This is a genomic window from Paeniglutamicibacter gangotriensis Lz1y (genome assembly GCF_000348945.1).
Lineage (GTDB): Bacteria > Actinomycetota > Actinomycetes > Actinomycetales > Micrococcaceae > Paeniglutamicibacter > Paeniglutamicibacter gangotriensis.
In genome coordinates, this window is the sequence record NZ_AOCK01000002.1 from 67,607 (window position 1) to 84,875 (window position 17,269).

Sequence of the window (17,269 nt, forward strand, 5' to 3'; positions counted from 1 at the left end):
CGCGGCTTATCATGGGTTCAAACGATGGGCATGACCATGCCGTGGCCGGCGGGATGGGTGGCCCAACGCAGGCCCAAGGAGCCCGACGATGTCCGACACCGAGCAGTCCATCGGCAGGTACACCAGCGGGGATCTGCGCGAGCGGCTGCACGCTGCATTGCGGGCCGCGGGCAAGGAACCGGCGGTGTTGCTGCCCGGGGACTTGGGGGAGGCCGACCATTTCCACACCGGCGGTCAGGCGGCCACGGCCGCGGTGGCCACGGCGCTGGACATCGGGCTGGGGACCCGGGTACTGGATGTCGGGGCCGGACTCGGCGGCCCGGCCCGCTTCTTCGCCTCACTCGGTGCGGTGGTCACCGGCGTGGATGTGACCGAAGAATTGGTGAAACTGGCCAGGGAACTGAATACTGCCAGTGCGAAGTCCGGATCGGTAGCCATGCTCGTGGCCCCGGGGCAGAGAACCAACCTGGCCACCGGGTCCTTCGACACCGCGGTGATGCTGCATGTGGGGATGAACCTTCAGAACAAGGCAGCGGTATTCGCCGAGGTCCACCGACTGCTGCGCCCGGGCGGAAACTTCGGGATCTTCGATTTGATGGGGACCAACGCCTTGGAGTACCCGATGCCGTGGGCCGATGCCCCGGCGGCGTCCTACGTCGAGGCGGCCTCGGCGTACGAGCGCTACCTGCGCACGTGCGGATTCGCCATCAGACAGGATGTGCCGGGCGGGACAAAGATGCCCGCGGCGCTGCCGCCGACCGGGCAGGGCAGCGGGGCCGCAGGACTCGAGGTCCCCATCCTGCTGGGCGCCGACGCCCATCAGCGGATCCGCAACGTGTCGGCGGCGCTGAAATCCGGATCGCTGACCGCCCGGTTGTTGGTGGCGCTGCGCCCCTAGCCTCCTTGAGTAGAATGTGTGTTTGGCGCCGTCCGAATCCCCGGCGCGCGGGAAGCATCCCGTTTGTCACCCCTGCGCGCACTACAAGGAGTACCCCCGTGGCCCAGCCGAAGAACCTGAAGAAACTCACCCGAACCCGCATGGAACGCACGGGGGAGAGCTACACCACCGCACGCAAGGCCATCCTGGACGCGAAGCCCCACCGCCCGGCCAGCGCCGCCGATGCTGAAGAAGCCGCAGCCGCGGCGCAGGAAGCGGAGCTGCCCGAATACCCGGCACCCGAAAACGTGATGCAGTACGACGCCGGGCTCTGGCACCGGGTGCTCACCCAGGCCGGTATCAAACACCCGCTCACCGGCGAACCACTGTCCGAGGCACTGCTGGCGGGGTTGGCCGGCGGCATCGGCTTCATGGCCTTCACCTTCGTTTACGAACAAGCCACCACCGCCACCGTAGTCACTCGCTCACACCCCGAGCCCTACACCGCCAACCTCCTGGCCCGCTGCGGCGCCAAGGTCACCGAGCGCACTACCGGAAGCGCCCGGTTGGCCGCCGACTACCTGGATGCCGGGCTTGATGCCGGCCGCGCCGTGGTGGTCCGCGTCTCGGTCGGCGCGCTGCCGTGGATCGACTCAGACGCGGTGGAAGACTCCGACTCCATCGACCTGGTGGTGGTGGGCGAGCACGGCGAGGATTTGCTGGTCGACGACGGCTCGGGCTCGCTGACTCCGATCAGCCCCGAAGACCTCGCCGCGGCACGTTCCCGGCGCAAAAAGGATAAGCACTGGCTGGCCTGGATCCCGGAAAGCAGCTCACTCGATGCACAAACCTTGGCGGCTAACGTACGCGAGGCCATCGCACAGATGACCGGGCGGCTGCTGGGCACCAGTGAGCTGGAAGGGATCCCGACGCACTTCGCCAAGAACTTCGGCATCGCCGGCATGAACAACTGGGCCGAGAAGCTGCGCGACACCACCACGGCCAAGGGCTGGAGCAGGATCTTCGCCGAGCCGGCGCGCCTGGAATCGGGCCTCACCCAGATCCTGGGTTTCCTTACCGACACCCGCTTCGGCGGAACCGGCGGATTACGCGGCCAGTACGCCGACTTCCTCACCGAGGCCGCCACCCTGCCCGGGCTCGAGGCCCTGGGAGCCCACGCGGCAGACTACGCCCACCTGGCCCAGGACTGGATGGTGTTCACCGATCTTGTTGACCCGGCCGTGGAGGCGGAAAGCCGCGGCGCGTACTTCGCGACGCTGGCCGACCAGCTCGAGGTCATCGCCGCGGCCGAAGAGCGGGCGGCCACCGCGCTCGCCGACACGCTGGGGACCCTGGGCGACTAAGCAACAGCTAAGCCGGTGAGGGGCGCGTCCCTTCACCGGCTTAGCGGGCTTGACTCCGAAGCGGCGCCCCGCCGGCTTCGCTGATAGGGTGGTGCGGTGACTTACGAGATTGAAATCGGCCGTTCCAAGCGCGCAGCCCAGGCGTACTCCCTTGACGATGTGGCGATTGTTCCCAACCGCCGTACCCGCGACCCGCACGATGTTTCGGTTACCTGGCAGATCGACGCCTACAAATTCGAGACCCCCATCATCGGGGCCCCCATGGACTCGGTGATGTCCCCGGCCACAGCCATCGCGCTGGGCAAGCTTGGCGGCCTGGGGGTGCTGAACCTCGAGGGACTGTGGACCCGCTACGAGGACCCCACCAAGGTGCTTCAGGAAATCGCCGCGCTGAAGTCCGCCAACGGCGGGCACTTCGACCCGGCCATCACCGCGCGCCTGCAGGAACTGTACTCGGCCCCGATTCTCCCGGAGCTGATCACCGCCCGGCTGGCCGAGATCCGCGAATCAGGGGTGACGGTTGCCGGCTCGCTGACCCCGCAGCGCACCCAGGAGCACTATGAGACGGTGATTGCCGCCGGCGTTGACCTGTTTGTGATCCGCGGCACCACGGTCTCGGCCGAGCACGTCTCCAAGACCCACGAGCCACTGAACCTCAAGGCCTTCATCTACGAGCTTGACGTCCCGGTGATCGTCGGGGGAGCCGCAGGCTATACCCCGGCCCTGCACCTGATGCGCACCGGCGCCGCCGGCGTGCTGGTCGGCTTCGGCGGAGGTGCCTCGGGCACCACCCGCCGCGCGCTGGGCATCCACGCGCCGATGGCCACCGCCATCTCCAACGTGGCAGCCGCGCGCCGCGACTACCTGGACGAGTCCGGTGGACGCTACGTGCACGTGATTGCCGATGGCGGCCTGGGCACCAGCGGTGACATCGTCAAGGCCATCGCCATGGGCGCCGACGCCGTGATGCTCGGCACCGCCCTGGCCCGCGCCGAAGAAGCCCCGGGAGCCGGCTGGCACTGGGGCATGGAGGCCACGCACGAGAACAACCCGCGCGGGGACCGGGTCAAGGTCGGCACCGTGGCACGGCTGGAGCAGTTGCTCTACGGCCCCTCGCACCACACCAACGGCACCTCCAACCTCATCGGTGCGCTGCGCCGGTCGATGGCCACCACCGGGTATTCGGACCTGAAGGAATTCCAGCGCGTCGACGTCGTGGTTTCCCCCTACGAGGCCGACTAACACCTAGACGCTGCGCGTCAACCACGAGACGGACAGGGGGCTGCTTCCTTCGCCCACCACGGTGGTGGAAAGAAGCGCCCCCTCGCTTTTCCGCCGTGGTCTCACGGCGCCGTGGGCCCCGTGGCCCCTGGGGGATCCCGGTGTACGCTGAAAATCCCCGTGCGCCGCACGTGCCTGCCAGGTGCACAGGCGCCGCACCTGCAAGCCTTCCTTGTCCACCACGCCGAACTGCGAATCGATGCCATGAACTCCACCACGCCGCTGAGCGCCCGCATTGAACCTCCCGAGCTGACCACCGCGCAGATGGTGGCGCTTCAAATGGTGACGCCCACGCGCGATTCGACGGTGGCGGCGCTGGCCGGTCTGCTGCAGGACGCCGGTCGACTCTCGGATTTGCCCGGCTTCCTGGCCGATGTGCACCGCCACGAACACCAGCTGGCCACGGGCCTGCCCGGCGGCATCGGCCTGGCCCACGCCCGCAGCGACTTCGTCTCGGCACCCAGCATCGCCGTGGGCGTCATGGCCTACGGGCAATCCCTGGACTTCGGGGCCACGGACGGGCCCGCCCACGTGGTGCTGCTGCTGGCCACCCCCGCCTCGAGCTACTCCGAGCACCTGATGATGCTGGCGGCCCTGGCCCGCTCGCTGGCCAAGGACTCCTTCCGCGAATCCTTGCGCCGCGCCAACGATGCAGGGGTCATCGCCGGCCTGGTCGGTTCCACCATCGACTTTTCCACCCTCTGAGCAAGCCCAAACACGTCAGGGTACGAAGGTGATTCCCGCCACTCGGGCGTGGTGCAGAACCCGCTGGGTGCTGCGGGAACGAACCGGAGTCCGGGTTGGTTCCATTGGCTCTTGTGCTCCACTTCGACGTACGGTAGTAGTGTGCTGAAAACTGCCCTTAAACCCCGCTGGATCCTTGCCTTGGTTGGCGCCCTCGTTGTTGCCACCGGCTTTGTCCTGCTGAGCCAGTGGCAGTTCAACCGCTCGCAGACCGAGGCCCCGCCACCGCCGAGCACCACCGAACGCGTGGTCCCCCTGGTGGATCACCTCGAACCCGGTGTTGATCTGATGGCAGTCGACGCCGACCAGATGGTCTCGGCCACCGGCAGCTTCCTGCCCGGCAAACAGATCCTGGTCAAGAACCGCGTCGAAGACTCGAAGACCGGCTACTGGGTGGTGGCCGCTTTCAAGGTCGATGGGGCACCGGGCGGCAACACCATCCCGGTGGTGCGCGGCTGGCAGGGAAATGACGCAACCCCCGCGCCGGCACCGACCGGCACCGTCGAACTCACCGGCCGCCTGCTGCCCACCGAGGCGCCCATCGCCCAGGACGCCGGGCAGCGCGCCTACGCCTCGCTCTCCGTGGCCGAGCTGATCAACGTCTGGGACGTCCCGGCCTACAGTGGCTTCATCACCGCCACCACCGTGACCGGGGCCGGTGGCACCGACTTATCCGCCGCCGCGAGCAACCTGGTGCCGGTCGATGTTGACCCGCAGCCGCAGGAACGCCAGATCAACTGGCTGAACATCTTCTACGGTATCGAGTGGGTGGTGTTCGCCGGATTCGCCGTGTTCCTCTGGTACCGGCTGGTCGCCGACGAATTCCGCAAGAGCCAGGAAGATATCGCCGACGCCGCCGCGCTGGCCGCCGGGCTTGACCCCGCCATCGTGTATCAACGCCAGATCAACCTCGAGAACCCCACCCTCGAGCCCGAACCCAAGGACTAGTTGTGACAGAGCAAAACCCCGCCCCGAAAGTACGCCGCTTCGCCGGAACCCCCGCCCAGATCCGCTCCGCTTCGAACTTCTACAAGGTCGCCTCCTACATCACCGGTGTGATGCTGCTGCTGCTCTGCGCGGAAATGATCGTCAAGTACTTCTGGCACCTGGAACTGTTCATCGGTGGCACGCTGCTCGACGGCAGCTCCAACACTGTGGGCCTGGTCAACCGCGGTGACATCACCGAAGGCGTAAACATCTCGTTGGCCATCCTGATTGCCCACGGCTGGCTGTACGTGCTCTACCTGCTGGCCGACTTCCGCCTGTGGTCCCTGATGCGCTGGCCTTTCAGCCGCTTCATCACCATCGCCTTGGGCGGAGTGGTCCCGCTGTTGTCCTTCTTCATGGAGAAAAAGGTCCACGGCGAGGTCGAGACCGAGCTGGCCTCCCACCCGCAGGCAGCCAAGCGGTACTGACGCACCTACCCGGCGGCACCATCGAGCCGGGTTGCCACCTCCTGAACGGGGCGGTCCTCGCATGCGCACCAGCGCGGCGCAGGGCCGCCCTTTGTGCATAATTCGGCATCCCACCGGATTTCCCTGTACTGCTACGAACGGGAAGAAGTCGAGGGGCACCGTATCCGCACGTTTTGGAGGCTTCTAGGTTTCACTTCCCCCCACATTCACTCATTAGTGCCGCACGATGGGTACCGATCGGTGCATCATGGGGCTCATGGACACACCCAGCTTGACGGCCAGCCCCACGAAGCAGGCCGCCACCGACACCGCGGTCCGGCATCTTGCCACCGCGGTGCTTCAGCTGCGTGCCGCCGGTGCTGATCTAGAATCCTTGGATCTGGATGTGGCATCGGCCGCAGTGGTTTTGGGCCTGCTCGAGCAGGGGAACCGGGCGATTGCCTACCGCCAGCTGCAGACCGTATTTGTTGCCGACGCGAACCAGATACACCGGCTGGATCCACAAACCGCCACCGACATCGATGCGCTGGCTGCTGACCCGCAGGCCCTGGCCGAAGGCACCGCCAGGGTTCCGGTGGAGCGGATGTGTTCGGGAATGAGTCCCCACCGCAACACCGCCTCGTGGATGCAGGCCCACCTGCATATTTCCGCTACGGAGGCTCGCCGCCGGCTCAATGGTTCTCGGCTATTGGTTGCTCCGGCCCCCACATCCACGCCCACTCAGGTTCTCGCAGCCGACACCGCCACCGGTACCGACACCCCTGATCCGATGGCCCCACGGTTCCCGGTGTTGGCGAAGGCCGCCGCCGATGGAACAGCGGACGTGGGAACTCTGGCTTCGCTGGCCGGAGGATTGGAAGCGATGGGTCCGCGTCTTGCCGATCGCCCCGATGCCTCGAAACTCTCTGCGGTCATCGAAGAAGACCTCGCCCATGAGGCGCAGACCCGGGAGCCTAAGGATTCTCGTAAGGCCCTAACCGACTGGGGCACGTATCTGGCCGAAAACGGGGCACCACTGACCGATGAGCAGATCATCGCCAAGCGCGGCATGTTCTTCCGGGGACACCGCGACGGATTTGATGAGTATCTGATGCGTTGCGACCCGATCGATTCAGAAACGCTCCAAGCTTTCGGCGAGGCCTGGACCAATCCTCGTTCCACGAAGCTTCCACCAACGTCTGCCTCCACCACCAGCAGTAAAAGCAACGGGAACGGGACTGCCGGTGAGGCTGGTCAGGCTGAGGATGCTGGGGGTTCCTTCGTCGGGGCTCCGGCCCCTGCGTGGGCGGTGGCCCCGGGTACCGATCCGGCCGATGTACCGCGCAGCGAATGGGTCGGTGGGGTTCCCGCCACTACCGTCAACGGCGCAACCACCAACCATGCTGGCGCGACCGCAACATGGTCGGATACCCGAGATCCACGCACTAGCCCGCAATTACTCTTAGATGGGGTCATCGCGGCAGTCAACGGGACGTTGAATGGCACAGGTGTCCCCGAATCCGGAGGCATGCGAGTGCGGATCGGGGTGTTAATCGATTACCGGGCACTGTTGGGACAATGCGAAGACGCTGGGATCACCGATCACGGGCTCCCGATTTCGGCGACGAACATTCGCCGACTGGCGTGCAACGGAGATCTACTTCCGGTGGTGCTCGGTGGTGCGGGGGAGATTTTGGATCTGGGCCGAGAGGCCAGGAGTTTCTCCTCGGCTCAGCGCAAGGCCATCGCGATTCGTGATCGTGGTTGCGTGGTTCCGGGTTGTCGACGGCCGGCATCCACCAATGAGGCCCATCATGTGAAGCCCTGGCTGGAAGGCGGTCTGACTAGTGTTAATAATGGTTCTAGTGTTTGTGCTCATCATCATGCGATGGTGCATGCCGGGTTGATCACGCTGAAAATGATCAATGGGATCCCGTTTGTGATCGGGCAGGCGGGTCAGCCTCGGGGAGATCCGGAGCGGAATCTTTATTGGCATCCGGAATTGCGTACTTCCGGCTACACCCCACCCCTCTTCACCGACTGACGAGCCTAGTGCTACTGCCGGTAGGATCCGTGGCGTGGATATCGAACTGAGCAGGTTCCGTGTGCGCTGGGGAAGGATGGCGGTCGTTGAGCAGTGGCTGGAGTTCCTGAACGGGAACATGCCGGCGGTTCTGCAAACCCTCGAGGGGGAGAACATGCTCGTCGAGACCATCTTTCATGAGCACCTGGACGGAGCCGACTTTCTGTACTGGTTCAGTATCCAGGGCCAGGGAGGAATCGACGTGCAGGAATCTGAGCACTGGGTAGACAAGAAACATTTGGAGTACTGGCGCGAATGCATTGACCGTGAGTACCCTAGCGTCGACCTCAAGCCCCGGGCGGCTATGATCACGGAGGCCATCCGCAATCAGTTGGAGTCATAATTTCGCCCGCAGGCCAAAGACGCGTGAGCGCCTGCTGAGGCCTGCATGACGACCAGGCGCGTAGCGTGCGTCACCCTTGGCCCGTTGAAGGTGCATGTGTGTGCTGGCTGCGGCTAAGCTTAGCCGGGTGACCAATACTCCCAGCACCCCAGAGCAACAGCCGGTTCTGGTCGTCGATTACGGGGCCCAGTACGCACAGCTGATTGCTCGGCGTGTACGCGAAGCCAACGTGTATTCGGAGATCGTCCCGCATACCTTCACCACCGAACAGATTCTCGCCAAGAACCCGGCGGCAATCATCCTCTCCGGAGGCCCCTCGAGCGTTTACGCCGACGGTGCCCCGAGTGTCGGTGCCGACCTTTTTGAGGCAGGTGTGCCGGTCTTGGGCATCTGTTACGGATTCCAGGCCATGGCAAACGCCCTTGGCGGAGTCGTCGCCGAAACCGGATTGCGCGAATACGGTGCAACCCATGCAACCTCGTCCGGGGCCGCACGCTCCATCTTGGCGGGCATGCCCGAAACCCAGAACGTCTGGATGAGCCACGGAGATTCGGTCTCCAAGGCCCCAGAGGGCTTCGAGGTTTTGGCCACCACCGCCGGTGCGCCGGTTGCAGCCTTCGCCAACGAGGCCAAGCGCCTCTACGGTGTGCAGTGGCACCCAGAGGTCAAGCACTCGGCCCACGGCCAGCAGGTCTTGGAAAACTTCCTGTATCACGGCGCCGGCCTGTCCGGCTCGTGGACCGCAGCGAACATCCTGGACGAGCAGGTCGAAAAGATCCGCGAGCAGGTCGGCAACGGCCGTGCCATTTGCGGTCTGTCCGGCGGCGTTGACTCCGCCGTGGCCGCCGCACTGGTGCAGCGCGCCATTGGCGACCAGCTCACCTGCGTGTTCGTGAACCACGGACTGCTGCGCGAGGGCGAAGCCGAACAGGTGGAGACCGACTTCGTCGCCGCCACCGGCGCCAAGCTCTACATCGCCGATGAACGCGAACGTTTCCTCACCGCCCTGGACGGCGTCACCGATCCGGAAACCAAGCGCAAGATCATCGGCCGCGAATTCATCCGCGCCTTCGAGGCTGCCGAAACCGCGATCCTCGCCGATGCTGCCGACTCCGGCCAGCCGGTGAAGTTCCTGGTCCAAGGCACCTTGTACCCGGACGTCGTCGAATCAGGTGGAGGCGAAGGCGCCTCGAACATCAAGAGCCACCACAATGTGGGAGGGCTGCCCGAGGACCTGGACTTCGAGCTTGTCGAACCGCTGCGCGCCCTGTTCAAGGACGAGGTCCGTGCCGTGGGCAAGCAGCTTGGCCTGCCGGCCGAGATCGTCATGCGCCAGCCTTTCCCGGGCCCGGGCCTCGGCATCCGCATCATTGGTGCTGTCAACGAGGAACGCCTGGAACTGCTGCGCAAGGCCGACGCCATTGCGCGTGCCGAGCTGACCGCCGCCGGACTGGACGAGGAAGTCTGGCAGATGCCCGTCGTCCTGCTGGCCGACGTGCGCTCCGTGGGCGTCCAGGGCGATGGCCGCACCTACGGTCACCCGATCGTGCTGCGTCCGGTGTCTAGTGAGGACGCCATGACCGCAGACTGGTCGCGGTTGCCTTACGACTTGCTGGCGAAGATCTCGAACCGGATCACCAACGAAGTCGACGGGGTCAACCGCGTGGTGCTGGATGTCACCTCCAAGCCGCCGGGAACCATCGAATGGGAGTAATTCCGGGCCTTTGATCGGGCAGGAATCTCGGGGTCCGGGGAGGAAGCCATAACGGCGTCCTCCCCGGGCCTTTTTCATGCCGCCAAACAAACGCCACGCCAAGGCCCACTTCAATGCCGGACCACCGGGAAGCCGGGCGTTGGAGGGTCTCGTTCGCGCGGCAGCGTGATGACAGGTGGGCACGGCGGACCAGCGGCGCACGTGGTGGCGCCGATGGTGGCAAGGGCTCGCGCCCGAACGTGTTTTGGTTCGGCACCGCGGTCCGGTTTTGCACTAGATTGGTAAGGGCTGAATGTATCCGCGCGGCAACGCGCTGCGCGGTAGTGGCCGCATTCAGGCAGAGGTGAAGGGACGGTATGGTGACAGAGCACCAGCAGCACAGCGATGAGATGGTCTCCACATGGGTGGATTCCTTGGGCCCCGGGGTGGGGACCGATACGCTGCTGCGCTTCGCCCCCTCGGTCTCGAACAGCATCGACATCACCCATGCCCATCCCTCGGGATTGGCACAATTCTTAGCCGGACGACGCACGCGGCTCTCCACGCTGCTGCGCGACTCAGACGCCTACGATTCGGCACGACGCACGGCCGATGCCCTGCGCTCCAAAATTCGCGAGCTCTGGGACGAACGCGGCATCGACGTCGGCTACCTCTCCGCAGGCCTGGCCAACTGGCGTGCGGTCCACGAAGGCCGCAGCGAGCAGTTCAACGCCCCCATCATGCTCGGGCGTATTGTGCTCTCGGTCCGTGATGACCAGGACGACTTCGAGATCCAGCTGATGGGCCGTGCCGAGTTCTCCCCGGCACTGCTGCGCTACTTCAAGCGCCAGCATCGCCTCGAGATCGACACCGAAGCGATCAACTCCGCCGCCTACTCGATCGCCCGCTTCGACCCGACCCGTGCCATGGATGCGCTGCGTTCCCAGGTCGCCGAGGTCTCCGGGATGGTCGTGGCACACCGACTGCTCATCTCCACCTTCGCTGACCTCGCAGATCCCGCTGACCCGGGCTCCATCGACCTGAGCCACCCGGTGCTGGGCACACTCTTCGAAAAAGAACTTAATCGCGAGTCCGCTGACTCCGCCGACTCGACGGCCCCCGGCGCAACACCCTCGGGAACCTCAAACACCACAGCAGCCAAGCCCGCGGCAACTATCGACACCGAACCGCGGATCGGTACCGGCACACGCCGGAAGTCCGCCGCCACGCACCCCCGCCGCACCAGCGATGACCGCGACCCGGCCGATGAGCTGCTGCTGCTGGATGCCGATGAATCCCAGCAGGCGGCCCTTGACCTCATCGAGGCCGGCGAATCGGTGGCCATCAGCGCACCGGCCGGCAGCGGGCAGACCCAGACGGCGCTGAACGCCGCAGCGGTGCTGGCCGCCAAGGGCAAGCGCGTGTTGGTGGTGGCCGAGCGCCGCTCCACCGCCGAAGAATTTGTTGCACGCTTCGACGAACTTGAGCTGGCCGGCACGGCTCTGCTGCTCTCCCCGGAAGATGACCCGGACGAGCTGCGTAAGCTGCTGACCCGGGCGATCCTACGCAACGAGCGCGCCACCGAACCGTCCTTGGGCAAGCTGCATGCTGCCCTGCGCGATCACCGCCACGCCCTGCTGGAACACGTGCACTCGCTGCACTCGACCCGCGCGCGCTGGGGCTGCTCGCCGTATCAGGCGATGCAGGAACTGGCCCGGCTCACGTCGCTGACCCCTGCCCCGGCCACCACCGTGCGGCTCAAGCGCTCGGTACTGGATTCAATCACCAACCGTGCCACCACCGCGGCGAAGCTCAAGCGCGCCGCCGAGCTGGGCGCATTCATCAAGGCCTCCGAATCCAGCCCCTGGTACGGGGCCCGGCTGCGCAACAAGCGCGACACCGACACCGCACTGGATTTGGTCAGCGGGTTGCAACGCGACCTGCCGATCCTGCGTGATCACATGCTCAAGGTTGCCGCGCACTCCGAGATCCGCCTGGCCGACTCCTACAACAAGTGGGGCGAACAGCTGGACCTGCTGGTCGCGGTGCGTTCCTCACTGGACAAGTTCGAGTCAGACATCTTCGACAAGTCCGTCGAAGACCTGATCTCCGCCACCGCATCCTCGTCCTGGCGCCGGGAGCGAGGCATCGAGATGAGCTCGATGACCCGCTCACGGCTGCGCAAAGTCGCCAAGGATTATGTGCGCCCCGGGGTGCACGTCGCGGACCTGCAGACGGCCCTGGAAGCAGTGCAGGAACAACACCTGTCCTGGCACCACCACGCCACCTCCCAGCGCCACCCGATGGTCCCGGCGGGGTTGCTGGATGTTAACGCCGGCTACCAGGACGCCGGTTCGCGGCTGGATAAGCTGGCCATGTTGCTGCCGGCAGCCGCCGGTGAGCGATTGCGCGACGAACCGATCGCGCAGCTGCTGGCCACCATGAGCGCACTGCTGGAGAACAAGGGCGAGCTGGACCAGCTGCCCGAGCGCACACTGATCACCGAACAGCTTGCCGAGCATGGCTTGAGCGAGCTGATTGACGACTTCCGGGCACGGAACATCGCCCCGGATGCAGTGGGCTCCGAGCTCGACCTGGCCTGGTGGCAGTCCGCCCTGGAAGCCATGATCTCGGGCGACGACTTCCTGGCGATGAACGACGGGGAGAAGCTGCGCAAGCTGGAAGCGGAGTACCGGCTGGCCGATTCCGCGCACGTGTCCTCGGGTGCCTCGCGCCTGCGCTGGGCCTTGGCCAAGGGTTGGAAGGCGGCACTGGCCGACCATCGGGCTGCTTCGCGCGAGCTTCGCGCACTGCTCAAGGACGGGGAACCGGCGGTCGCCGACCTGATGAGCCTGGGTGATTCGCTGCTGAACTCGCTGTGCCCGATCTGGGTCGGGTCCCCGCTGCTGATTCCCGCCATCGTCCCGGCCGATCTGGACTTCGATGCTGTCATCCTGCTCGATGCCGACTCGTTGTCGCTACGCTCGGTGCTCGGCTCGATCTCCCGCTCCAAGCAGGTCATCGCCTTCGGCGACACCATGATGGGTGCCCCGCACCGCTTTGAGGTTTCCGTGGACCCGACGGCGCACACGCGCGTGGAACCCGCCCCGATTTCCGCCATGGAGTCGCTGGCCGGGGTTTTGCCGTTGTTGCGGTTCTCCACCGCCTACCGGGGCATCGACGAGGGCCTCACCGAGTCCCTCTCGCACGATTTCTATGCCGGGTCACTCTCCCGGTTGCCCGCAGCCCGCTCCCTGGGCGCCGGTCAACCGGCGCTGAAGGCCGAGTATGTTCCCGACGGCACCGGGTCCCTGGGCCTGGATGGGCAATCGGTGCAGACCACTGTCGCCGAGGTCCAGCGGGTCGTGGATCTGGTCTTCGCCCACCTGGCTCGGAGAGGTGAGAAGACCCTGGCCGTGGTGGCCGGGAACCGTACCCACGCGTCGGCCATCGCCGAAGGCATCCGCGTGCAGCTGCCCAACCACCCGTGGGCAGCGAAATACTTCCGCACCGCCTCCGAGCGTTTTGTGGTCACCAGCATCGACAAGCTGGCCGGGATGCAGCGCGATGCGATCATCCTCTCGCTGGGCTACGGACGCACGACGCACGGCAAGATCGTGCACGACTTCGGTGCGCTCTCGGCTCCCGGCGGCGACGAGCTCTTCGTCAATGCGGTGACCCGGGCCCGCGAATCGATGGTGCTGGTCTCCGCGTTGCGCCCGCAGGACATGGACCTGGCGCGCCTGCGCCACGGCGCCCACCGCTTTTTGGAACTCGTGGGTCGGGTACTAGGCGGGGATTCGGGCATGTCGGCGACCACCACGCCGCTGCAGGACCCACTGGTCACCGATTTGATGACCCGGCTGGCCGATCGCGGGGCCATCGTCACCCAGCACTACCGCGGGGTTCTTGATATCGCCGCGCACGCACTGGATGTCACCGGCAACGGCACCGCCGCACCGCTGGCCGTGGTGTACGACGGAACCCAGGGGTACCGGAAGCTGACGGTGCGTGAGCGCAGCCGCCTGCGTCCGCAGCTCTTCGAGGCCCTGGGCTGGCGCTACGTGCCGTTGTGGACCATCGACGTGTTCTCCGACCCGGATCGGGTGGCCAATATGCTCGCAGGCTTCCTGGGACTCGACGGCTCCACCCAGGAGTCGGCCGATGCAGTTGCCTCCGGGCAAGACAAGAACGCCCGCCAGAGCAAGGAAGGCCACGTGTCGGACGGCGACTCGCGCTCCCCGAACCTCGCGGACGCCTAAGCATGCCAGACCCAGACCCAGACCAAGCCCAGTATCAAGACCAGGATCAAGCCCAGGTCCAGGACCCTGCGCCGCGGCGCAAGAAACCACGACGCTTCACCGCCGAACCCCAACGGGTCAGCGAATCGTCCCTGGTCGGCGTCTTTGAGTTGCCCCATGGTGCATCTCGCCCGGCCGCGGGCGTGCCGGGGGATCCTGCCACCACCTCCGATGGTGGCAAAGAATCCCAGGGTGAGCAGGGCAGCGCCACGGGGCACGGCCGCGCAGCCACGGAACCTGTGGCAGCGCACGTCGATGCGCTGCTTGAACAACGCGCCGCGGCAGACAGCCCGCGTGCCTGGGGAGATAGCGAAGACGACCTGGGCGAATGGATGAAATCCCAGCGTCCGCCACACTGGGATTAAAGGCGCCTGGCTGGTTGCTCAGCTGGTCGGGGCGCTGGAAAACACCGCAGCAAGCCACCCGGTGTCTCCTTCGACTCCGGTCGGCCTTTAGGGAATGACCAGCACTACCGAAACCTTCCCTCGCTGGGCCGCGGTGGACAGCGCCTGCGCGCTGGCCGCCCCCGAGCCGACCACGATCAACCCGCCCTGCCCGGAACCCGAAGCGGCACTCCAAGGCGTCTGCCCCGCCTCCTGCCCCTGCGTCGCGGTCCACAGGATCGGCACCGCACGGGCCAACACCTTGGAAGTGATCGGCTTCTCGTAGCCGTTTCCCTCGGTGAGCACCACATCGACCATTTGCCCGGCACGCACCAGGGTGGCGGTCTGCTCATCGTCAAGACGCAACGGCACAGCAACGGATCCGGAACCAAGGCCCGCCAGCAGCCCCGGCCCAATCACCATCGTGTCAAACACCGGGGTGCCGGCCAATACCGGGATGGCCAGCCGTGAGCCATCCACCGGAGGAGAGCCGGCGTAGCTTCCCTCGGGGACCAGGGAGCGCGGCACCGAGCGGGTAGCGAAGTCATCGGCTCGCAGCAGCGTCCCCACCGGCAGATCCCGCTTGGCAACCAGCACCTCGATGCGTTCGACGGTATCGGGGGCCAGCACCGCCAGACAGAGGGCCAACGAGAGCATCGCCAGGGCCGCGGCCAGGTGCCTGCGGTACTTGGCCAGCAGTTCGGGCCAAGTGCGTCGGGGCACCGTGGCGGTGCGGGAGGAACGGGGGAGTGCACGTCGGCTGAAAAGAGGCATGGCTTAAGCAACTCATGGGCCCCACTCTAGGAGCGTAGGGCCCATGACGAGACGGTGATATGCGCAGGTGCAGGCTCCGCAGCGGCGGCTGGTTGTGCGGAGAAGCCGCGGGTCTGGATGCGGATCCGCCGGTGGGCGGGGTCGGCTAGCTTATGCCGAGGTCGATTCCTTGGCCGGCGCAGCTGCGGGAGCCGGTGTTGCGGCCTTCTCAGCGGGCTTGGAGTCGGAGGTAGCAGGGGTGCTGGAGCTGGTGGTGGCCCGCGAATCGTTGCGGTAGAAACCCGAGCCCTTGAAGACGACTCCGACGCTGTTGAACTTCTTGCGCAAGTTGCCCTGGCACTCGGGGCAGATGGTCAGTGCCTCGTCGGTGAACGACTGGACGACCTCAAGGCCGTGGCCACAGTCCTTGCAGGCGTAAACGTAGGTAGGCATGGTGTTCCTTTCGCACGGGGCGTGGTGTGTGCCTGGCCGGTCGATGACCTGCGCCGTGGATGCGGCACTGACCAACACCCGCGGCAAGCGAGCGTTGAATGGGGGATGCGGGACCGGCAAAGCGGCACCGCTTGCTTCAATTCTAGCGCACCGCCCGGGGACTACTTCGTGAGCTCGAGCACCCCGGAGGGAAGCACCACTGCCTCGACGCGCTCATCGAAGGGTTCGACGGGAATCTTCCCGGCCTCGAGGAACTCGTGTTCAAAGACGATGCTGAGCAGCTTCGGCCGTGTCGCGCGCGGCAGTGAGGCAATGAAACGGTCGTAATATCCGCCGCCCTGACCCAGTCGATCCCCATTGACATCCACTGCCTGCGCCGGCACCAGGATCACGTCGAGCTCTTCCATCAGCTGGGCGGAAAAGCGTTCCCCGACCGGCTCGTCAATGGGTCCCACTAAGCTGCGGGCCATGGCCACCCCCGGGTACCAGCGCGTCCAGGACAGTTGCCGCTCAGGTTCGCACACCGGGACGTAGAGGGTGAATCCGGCCTCGTGCAGGCGCGCCAGCAGATCCGCGGTGGGCGGTTCGGCGCCGTAGGACAGGAAGCAAGTCACGGCCTTGCGTGGTGCATGGGCCTGAAGCCAGGGCAGCAGGTGCCCGGTCACCAATTGCATCTGGGCCTCACGAGCCTCGGCACCCAGTGCACGGCGTTGGGCGCGGAACCGGTTCCGGATCTCATCCTTGGTCTTGTTCTCAGTCACGAACCACAGTCTAGGTCCCGGGCCCGGGAGACGCCACGGAGTCGACGCGACGAGGCGCAGGTGCCAAACCAGCCCGTGCCGCTGGCTAGGATTGAGAGCATGTCCGACTACGAACGAAACTGGCCCGTGACGGTCCACGGCCCGCGGCTCGTATTGCGACCGTTGCGGCGCCGTGACAAGGCCGAATGGATGCATTTGCGCCGTACCAACGAACAGTGGCTCACCCCCTGGGACGCGACTCTTCCCGCGGGTACCGGCTACCCGGCGGGCTTCGGGGCGATGGTCTTGGCGCAGAACCGCTCCGCGCGTCTGGGACAGACGCTGCCCTGGGTCATCACCCTGCCCTCGTTGCACAGCAGGCACGCCCCGATTGTTGGCCAGTTGACGGTCTCCTCCATCATGTGGGGTGCCGCGCGCAGCGGCTCCATCGGCTATTGGGTCGATGTGGCCCACGCCGGGAACGGGATTGCGCCCGAGGCGGTGGCCATGGCGACGGATCACTGCTTTACCGCCCTGGGCCTGCACCGCATCGAGATAAACATTCGACCGGAAAACGGTCCGAGCCTGCGCGTGGTGCAAAAACTCGGTTTCCGCGACGAGGGGCTGCGCAAGGACTTCTTGCACATCAATGGTGCCTGGGCGGATCACCGAAGCTTCGCGCTGACCGCTCCGGAGGTCCCCGATGGCTTGCTCCTGCGACTACGCGATACGACGCATTAGCGAGATCTGTGCGGCAAAAGGGTCAATATAACCAATTTACCGGTGGTATTGCCGGACACACCGGGTTGAATGCGGCATCCCGTGCAGATACACGCTTAATGTGGTTGACGTGGATGTTT

15 protein-coding genes are annotated in these 17,269 nt (G+C 65.8%); 12 read left to right on the forward strand and 3 right to left on the reverse strand.

The window, feature by feature from the left end; genetic code table 11:
* Positions 1 to 88: 88 nt before the first annotated feature.
* The 11 genes from ADIAG_RS03335 (at position 89) to ADIAG_RS21300 (ending at position 14,445) form a co-directional block, all read left to right on the forward strand.
* Positions 89 to 898, forward strand: coding sequence for a class I SAM-dependent methyltransferase (locus tag ADIAG_RS03335; protein ID WP_007269892.1), 810 nt, complete (start codon positions 89 to 91; stop codon positions 896 to 898).
* 98 nt (positions 899 to 996) lie between these two features.
* A complete protein-coding gene (locus ADIAG_RS03340; protein WP_007269893.1) occupies positions 997 to 2,241 on the forward strand; it encodes a BtrH N-terminal domain-containing protein in 1,245 nt (414 codons plus the stop codon).
* A 96-nt stretch (positions 2,242 to 2,337) separates the two neighbouring features.
* A complete protein-coding gene (locus ADIAG_RS03345; protein ID WP_007269894.1) occupies positions 2,338 to 3,483 on the forward strand; it encodes a GuaB3 family IMP dehydrogenase-related protein in 1,146 nt (381 codons plus the stop codon).
* Between the two features lie 243 nt (positions 3,484 to 3,726).
* Positions 3,727 to 4,227 (forward strand): PTS sugar transporter subunit IIA, encoded by a 501-nt coding sequence (locus ADIAG_RS03350; protein ID WP_007269895.1) that lies wholly within the window; start codon positions 3,727 to 3,729, stop codon positions 4,225 to 4,227.
* A 141-nt stretch (positions 4,228 to 4,368) separates the two neighbouring features.
* Positions 4,369 to 5,214: an SURF1 family protein gene (locus ADIAG_RS03355; RefSeq protein ID WP_161623929.1), complete on the forward strand. Its 846-nt coding sequence runs from the start codon at positions 4,369 to 4,371 to the stop codon at positions 5,212 to 5,214.
* Positions 5,215 to 5,216: 2 nt separating this feature from the next.
* The gene (locus ADIAG_RS03360) at positions 5,217 to 5,681 is read left to right on the forward strand and encodes a DUF3817 domain-containing protein (RefSeq protein WP_007269897.1); all 465 of its coding nucleotides are present in this window, start codon (positions 5,217 to 5,219) and stop codon (positions 5,679 to 5,681) included.
* A gap of 256 nt (positions 5,682 to 5,937) precedes the next feature.
* The gene (locus tag ADIAG_RS19890; RefSeq protein WP_051059811.1) at positions 5,938 to 7,704 is read left to right on the forward strand and encodes an HNH endonuclease signature motif containing protein; all 1,767 of its coding nucleotides are present in this window, start codon (positions 5,938 to 5,940) and stop codon (positions 7,702 to 7,704) included.
* Positions 7,705 to 7,738: 34 nt separating this feature from the next.
* Positions 7,739 to 8,086 (forward strand): DUF6176 family protein, encoded by a 348-nt coding sequence (locus ADIAG_RS03370; RefSeq protein WP_007269899.1) that lies wholly within the window; start codon positions 7,739 to 7,741, stop codon positions 8,084 to 8,086.
* Positions 8,087 to 8,180: 94 nt separating this feature from the next.
* Positions 8,181 to 9,800, forward strand: a complete 1,620-nt coding sequence (guaA, locus tag ADIAG_RS03375) for a glutamine-hydrolyzing GMP synthase (protein ID WP_007269900.1) — start codon at positions 8,181 to 8,183, stop codon at positions 9,798 to 9,800.
* 356 nt (positions 9,801 to 10,156) lie between these two features.
* Positions 10,157 to 14,041, forward strand: coding sequence for a putative DNA helicase (locus tag ADIAG_RS03380; RefSeq protein ID WP_007269901.1), 3,885 nt, complete (start codon positions 10,157 to 10,159; stop codon positions 14,039 to 14,041).
* 2 nt (positions 14,042 to 14,043) lie between these two features.
* Positions 14,044 to 14,445 carry a hypothetical protein gene (locus ADIAG_RS21300; protein ID WP_007269902.1) on the forward strand — a complete coding sequence of 134 codons (402 nt, stop codon included), beginning with the start codon at positions 14,044 to 14,046 and terminating at the stop codon, positions 14,443 to 14,445.
* Between the two features lie 87 nt (positions 14,446 to 14,532).
* Here the strand turns inward: ADIAG_RS21300 and cpaB are convergent, their stop codons facing one another.
* The 3 genes from cpaB to ADIAG_RS03400 form a co-directional block, all read right to left on the reverse strand.
* The gene (gene cpaB / locus ADIAG_RS03390) at positions 14,533 to 15,237 is read right to left on the reverse strand and encodes a Flp pilus assembly protein CpaB (RefSeq protein ID WP_007269903.1); all 705 of its coding nucleotides are present in this window, start codon (positions 15,235 to 15,237) and stop codon (positions 14,533 to 14,535) included.
* Between the two features lie 150 nt (positions 15,238 to 15,387).
* Positions 15,388 to 15,669, reverse strand: coding sequence for an FmdB family zinc ribbon protein (locus ADIAG_RS03395; RefSeq protein WP_007269904.1), 282 nt, complete (start codon positions 15,667 to 15,669; stop codon positions 15,388 to 15,390).
* Positions 15,670 to 15,830: 161 nt separating this feature from the next.
* Complete coding sequence (locus ADIAG_RS03400; protein WP_007269905.1) at positions 15,831 to 16,430, reverse strand: 5-formyltetrahydrofolate cyclo-ligase; 600 nt, start codon at positions 16,428 to 16,430, stop codon at positions 15,831 to 15,833.
* A gap of 99 nt (positions 16,431 to 16,529) precedes the next feature.
* Between ADIAG_RS03400 and ADIAG_RS03405 the strand changes: the two genes are divergently transcribed.
* Positions 16,530 to 17,150, forward strand: coding sequence for a GNAT family N-acetyltransferase (locus ADIAG_RS03405; RefSeq protein ID WP_007269906.1), 621 nt, complete (start codon positions 16,530 to 16,532; stop codon positions 17,148 to 17,150).
* The last annotated feature ends 119 nt before the right edge of the window (positions 17,151 to 17,269 follow it).

Coding starts and splice junctions, on each gene's coding strand:
- ADIAG_RS19890 (WP_051059811.1), top strand. CDS start 5,938: ATGGACACACCCAGCTTGACGGCCAGCCCCACGAAGCAGGCCGCCACC.
- ADIAG_RS03405 (WP_007269906.1), top strand. CDS start 16,530: ATGTCCGACTACGAACGAAACTGGCCCGTGACGGTCCACGGCCCGCGG.
- cpaB (WP_007269903.1), bottom strand. CDS start 15,237: ATGCCTCTTTTCAGCCGACGTGCACTCCCCCGTTCCTCCCGCACCGCC.
- ADIAG_RS03380 (WP_007269901.1), top strand. CDS start 10,157: ATGGTGACAGAGCACCAGCAGCACAGCGATGAGATGGTCTCCACATGG.
- ADIAG_RS21300 (WP_007269902.1), top strand. CDS start 14,044: ATGCCAGACCCAGACCCAGACCAAGCCCAGTATCAAGACCAGGATCAA.
- ADIAG_RS03350 (WP_007269895.1), top strand. CDS start 3,727: ATGAACTCCACCACGCCGCTGAGCGCCCGCATTGAACCTCCCGAGCTG.
- guaA (WP_007269900.1), top strand. CDS start 8,181: ATGTGTGTGCTGGCTGCGGCTAAGCTTAGCCGGGTGACCAATACTCCC.
- ADIAG_RS03335 (WP_007269892.1), top strand. CDS start 89: ATGTCCGACACCGAGCAGTCCATCGGCAGGTACACCAGCGGGGATCTG.
- ADIAG_RS03395 (WP_007269904.1), bottom strand. CDS start 15,669: ATGCCTACCTACGTTTACGCCTGCAAGGACTGTGGCCACGGCCTTGAG.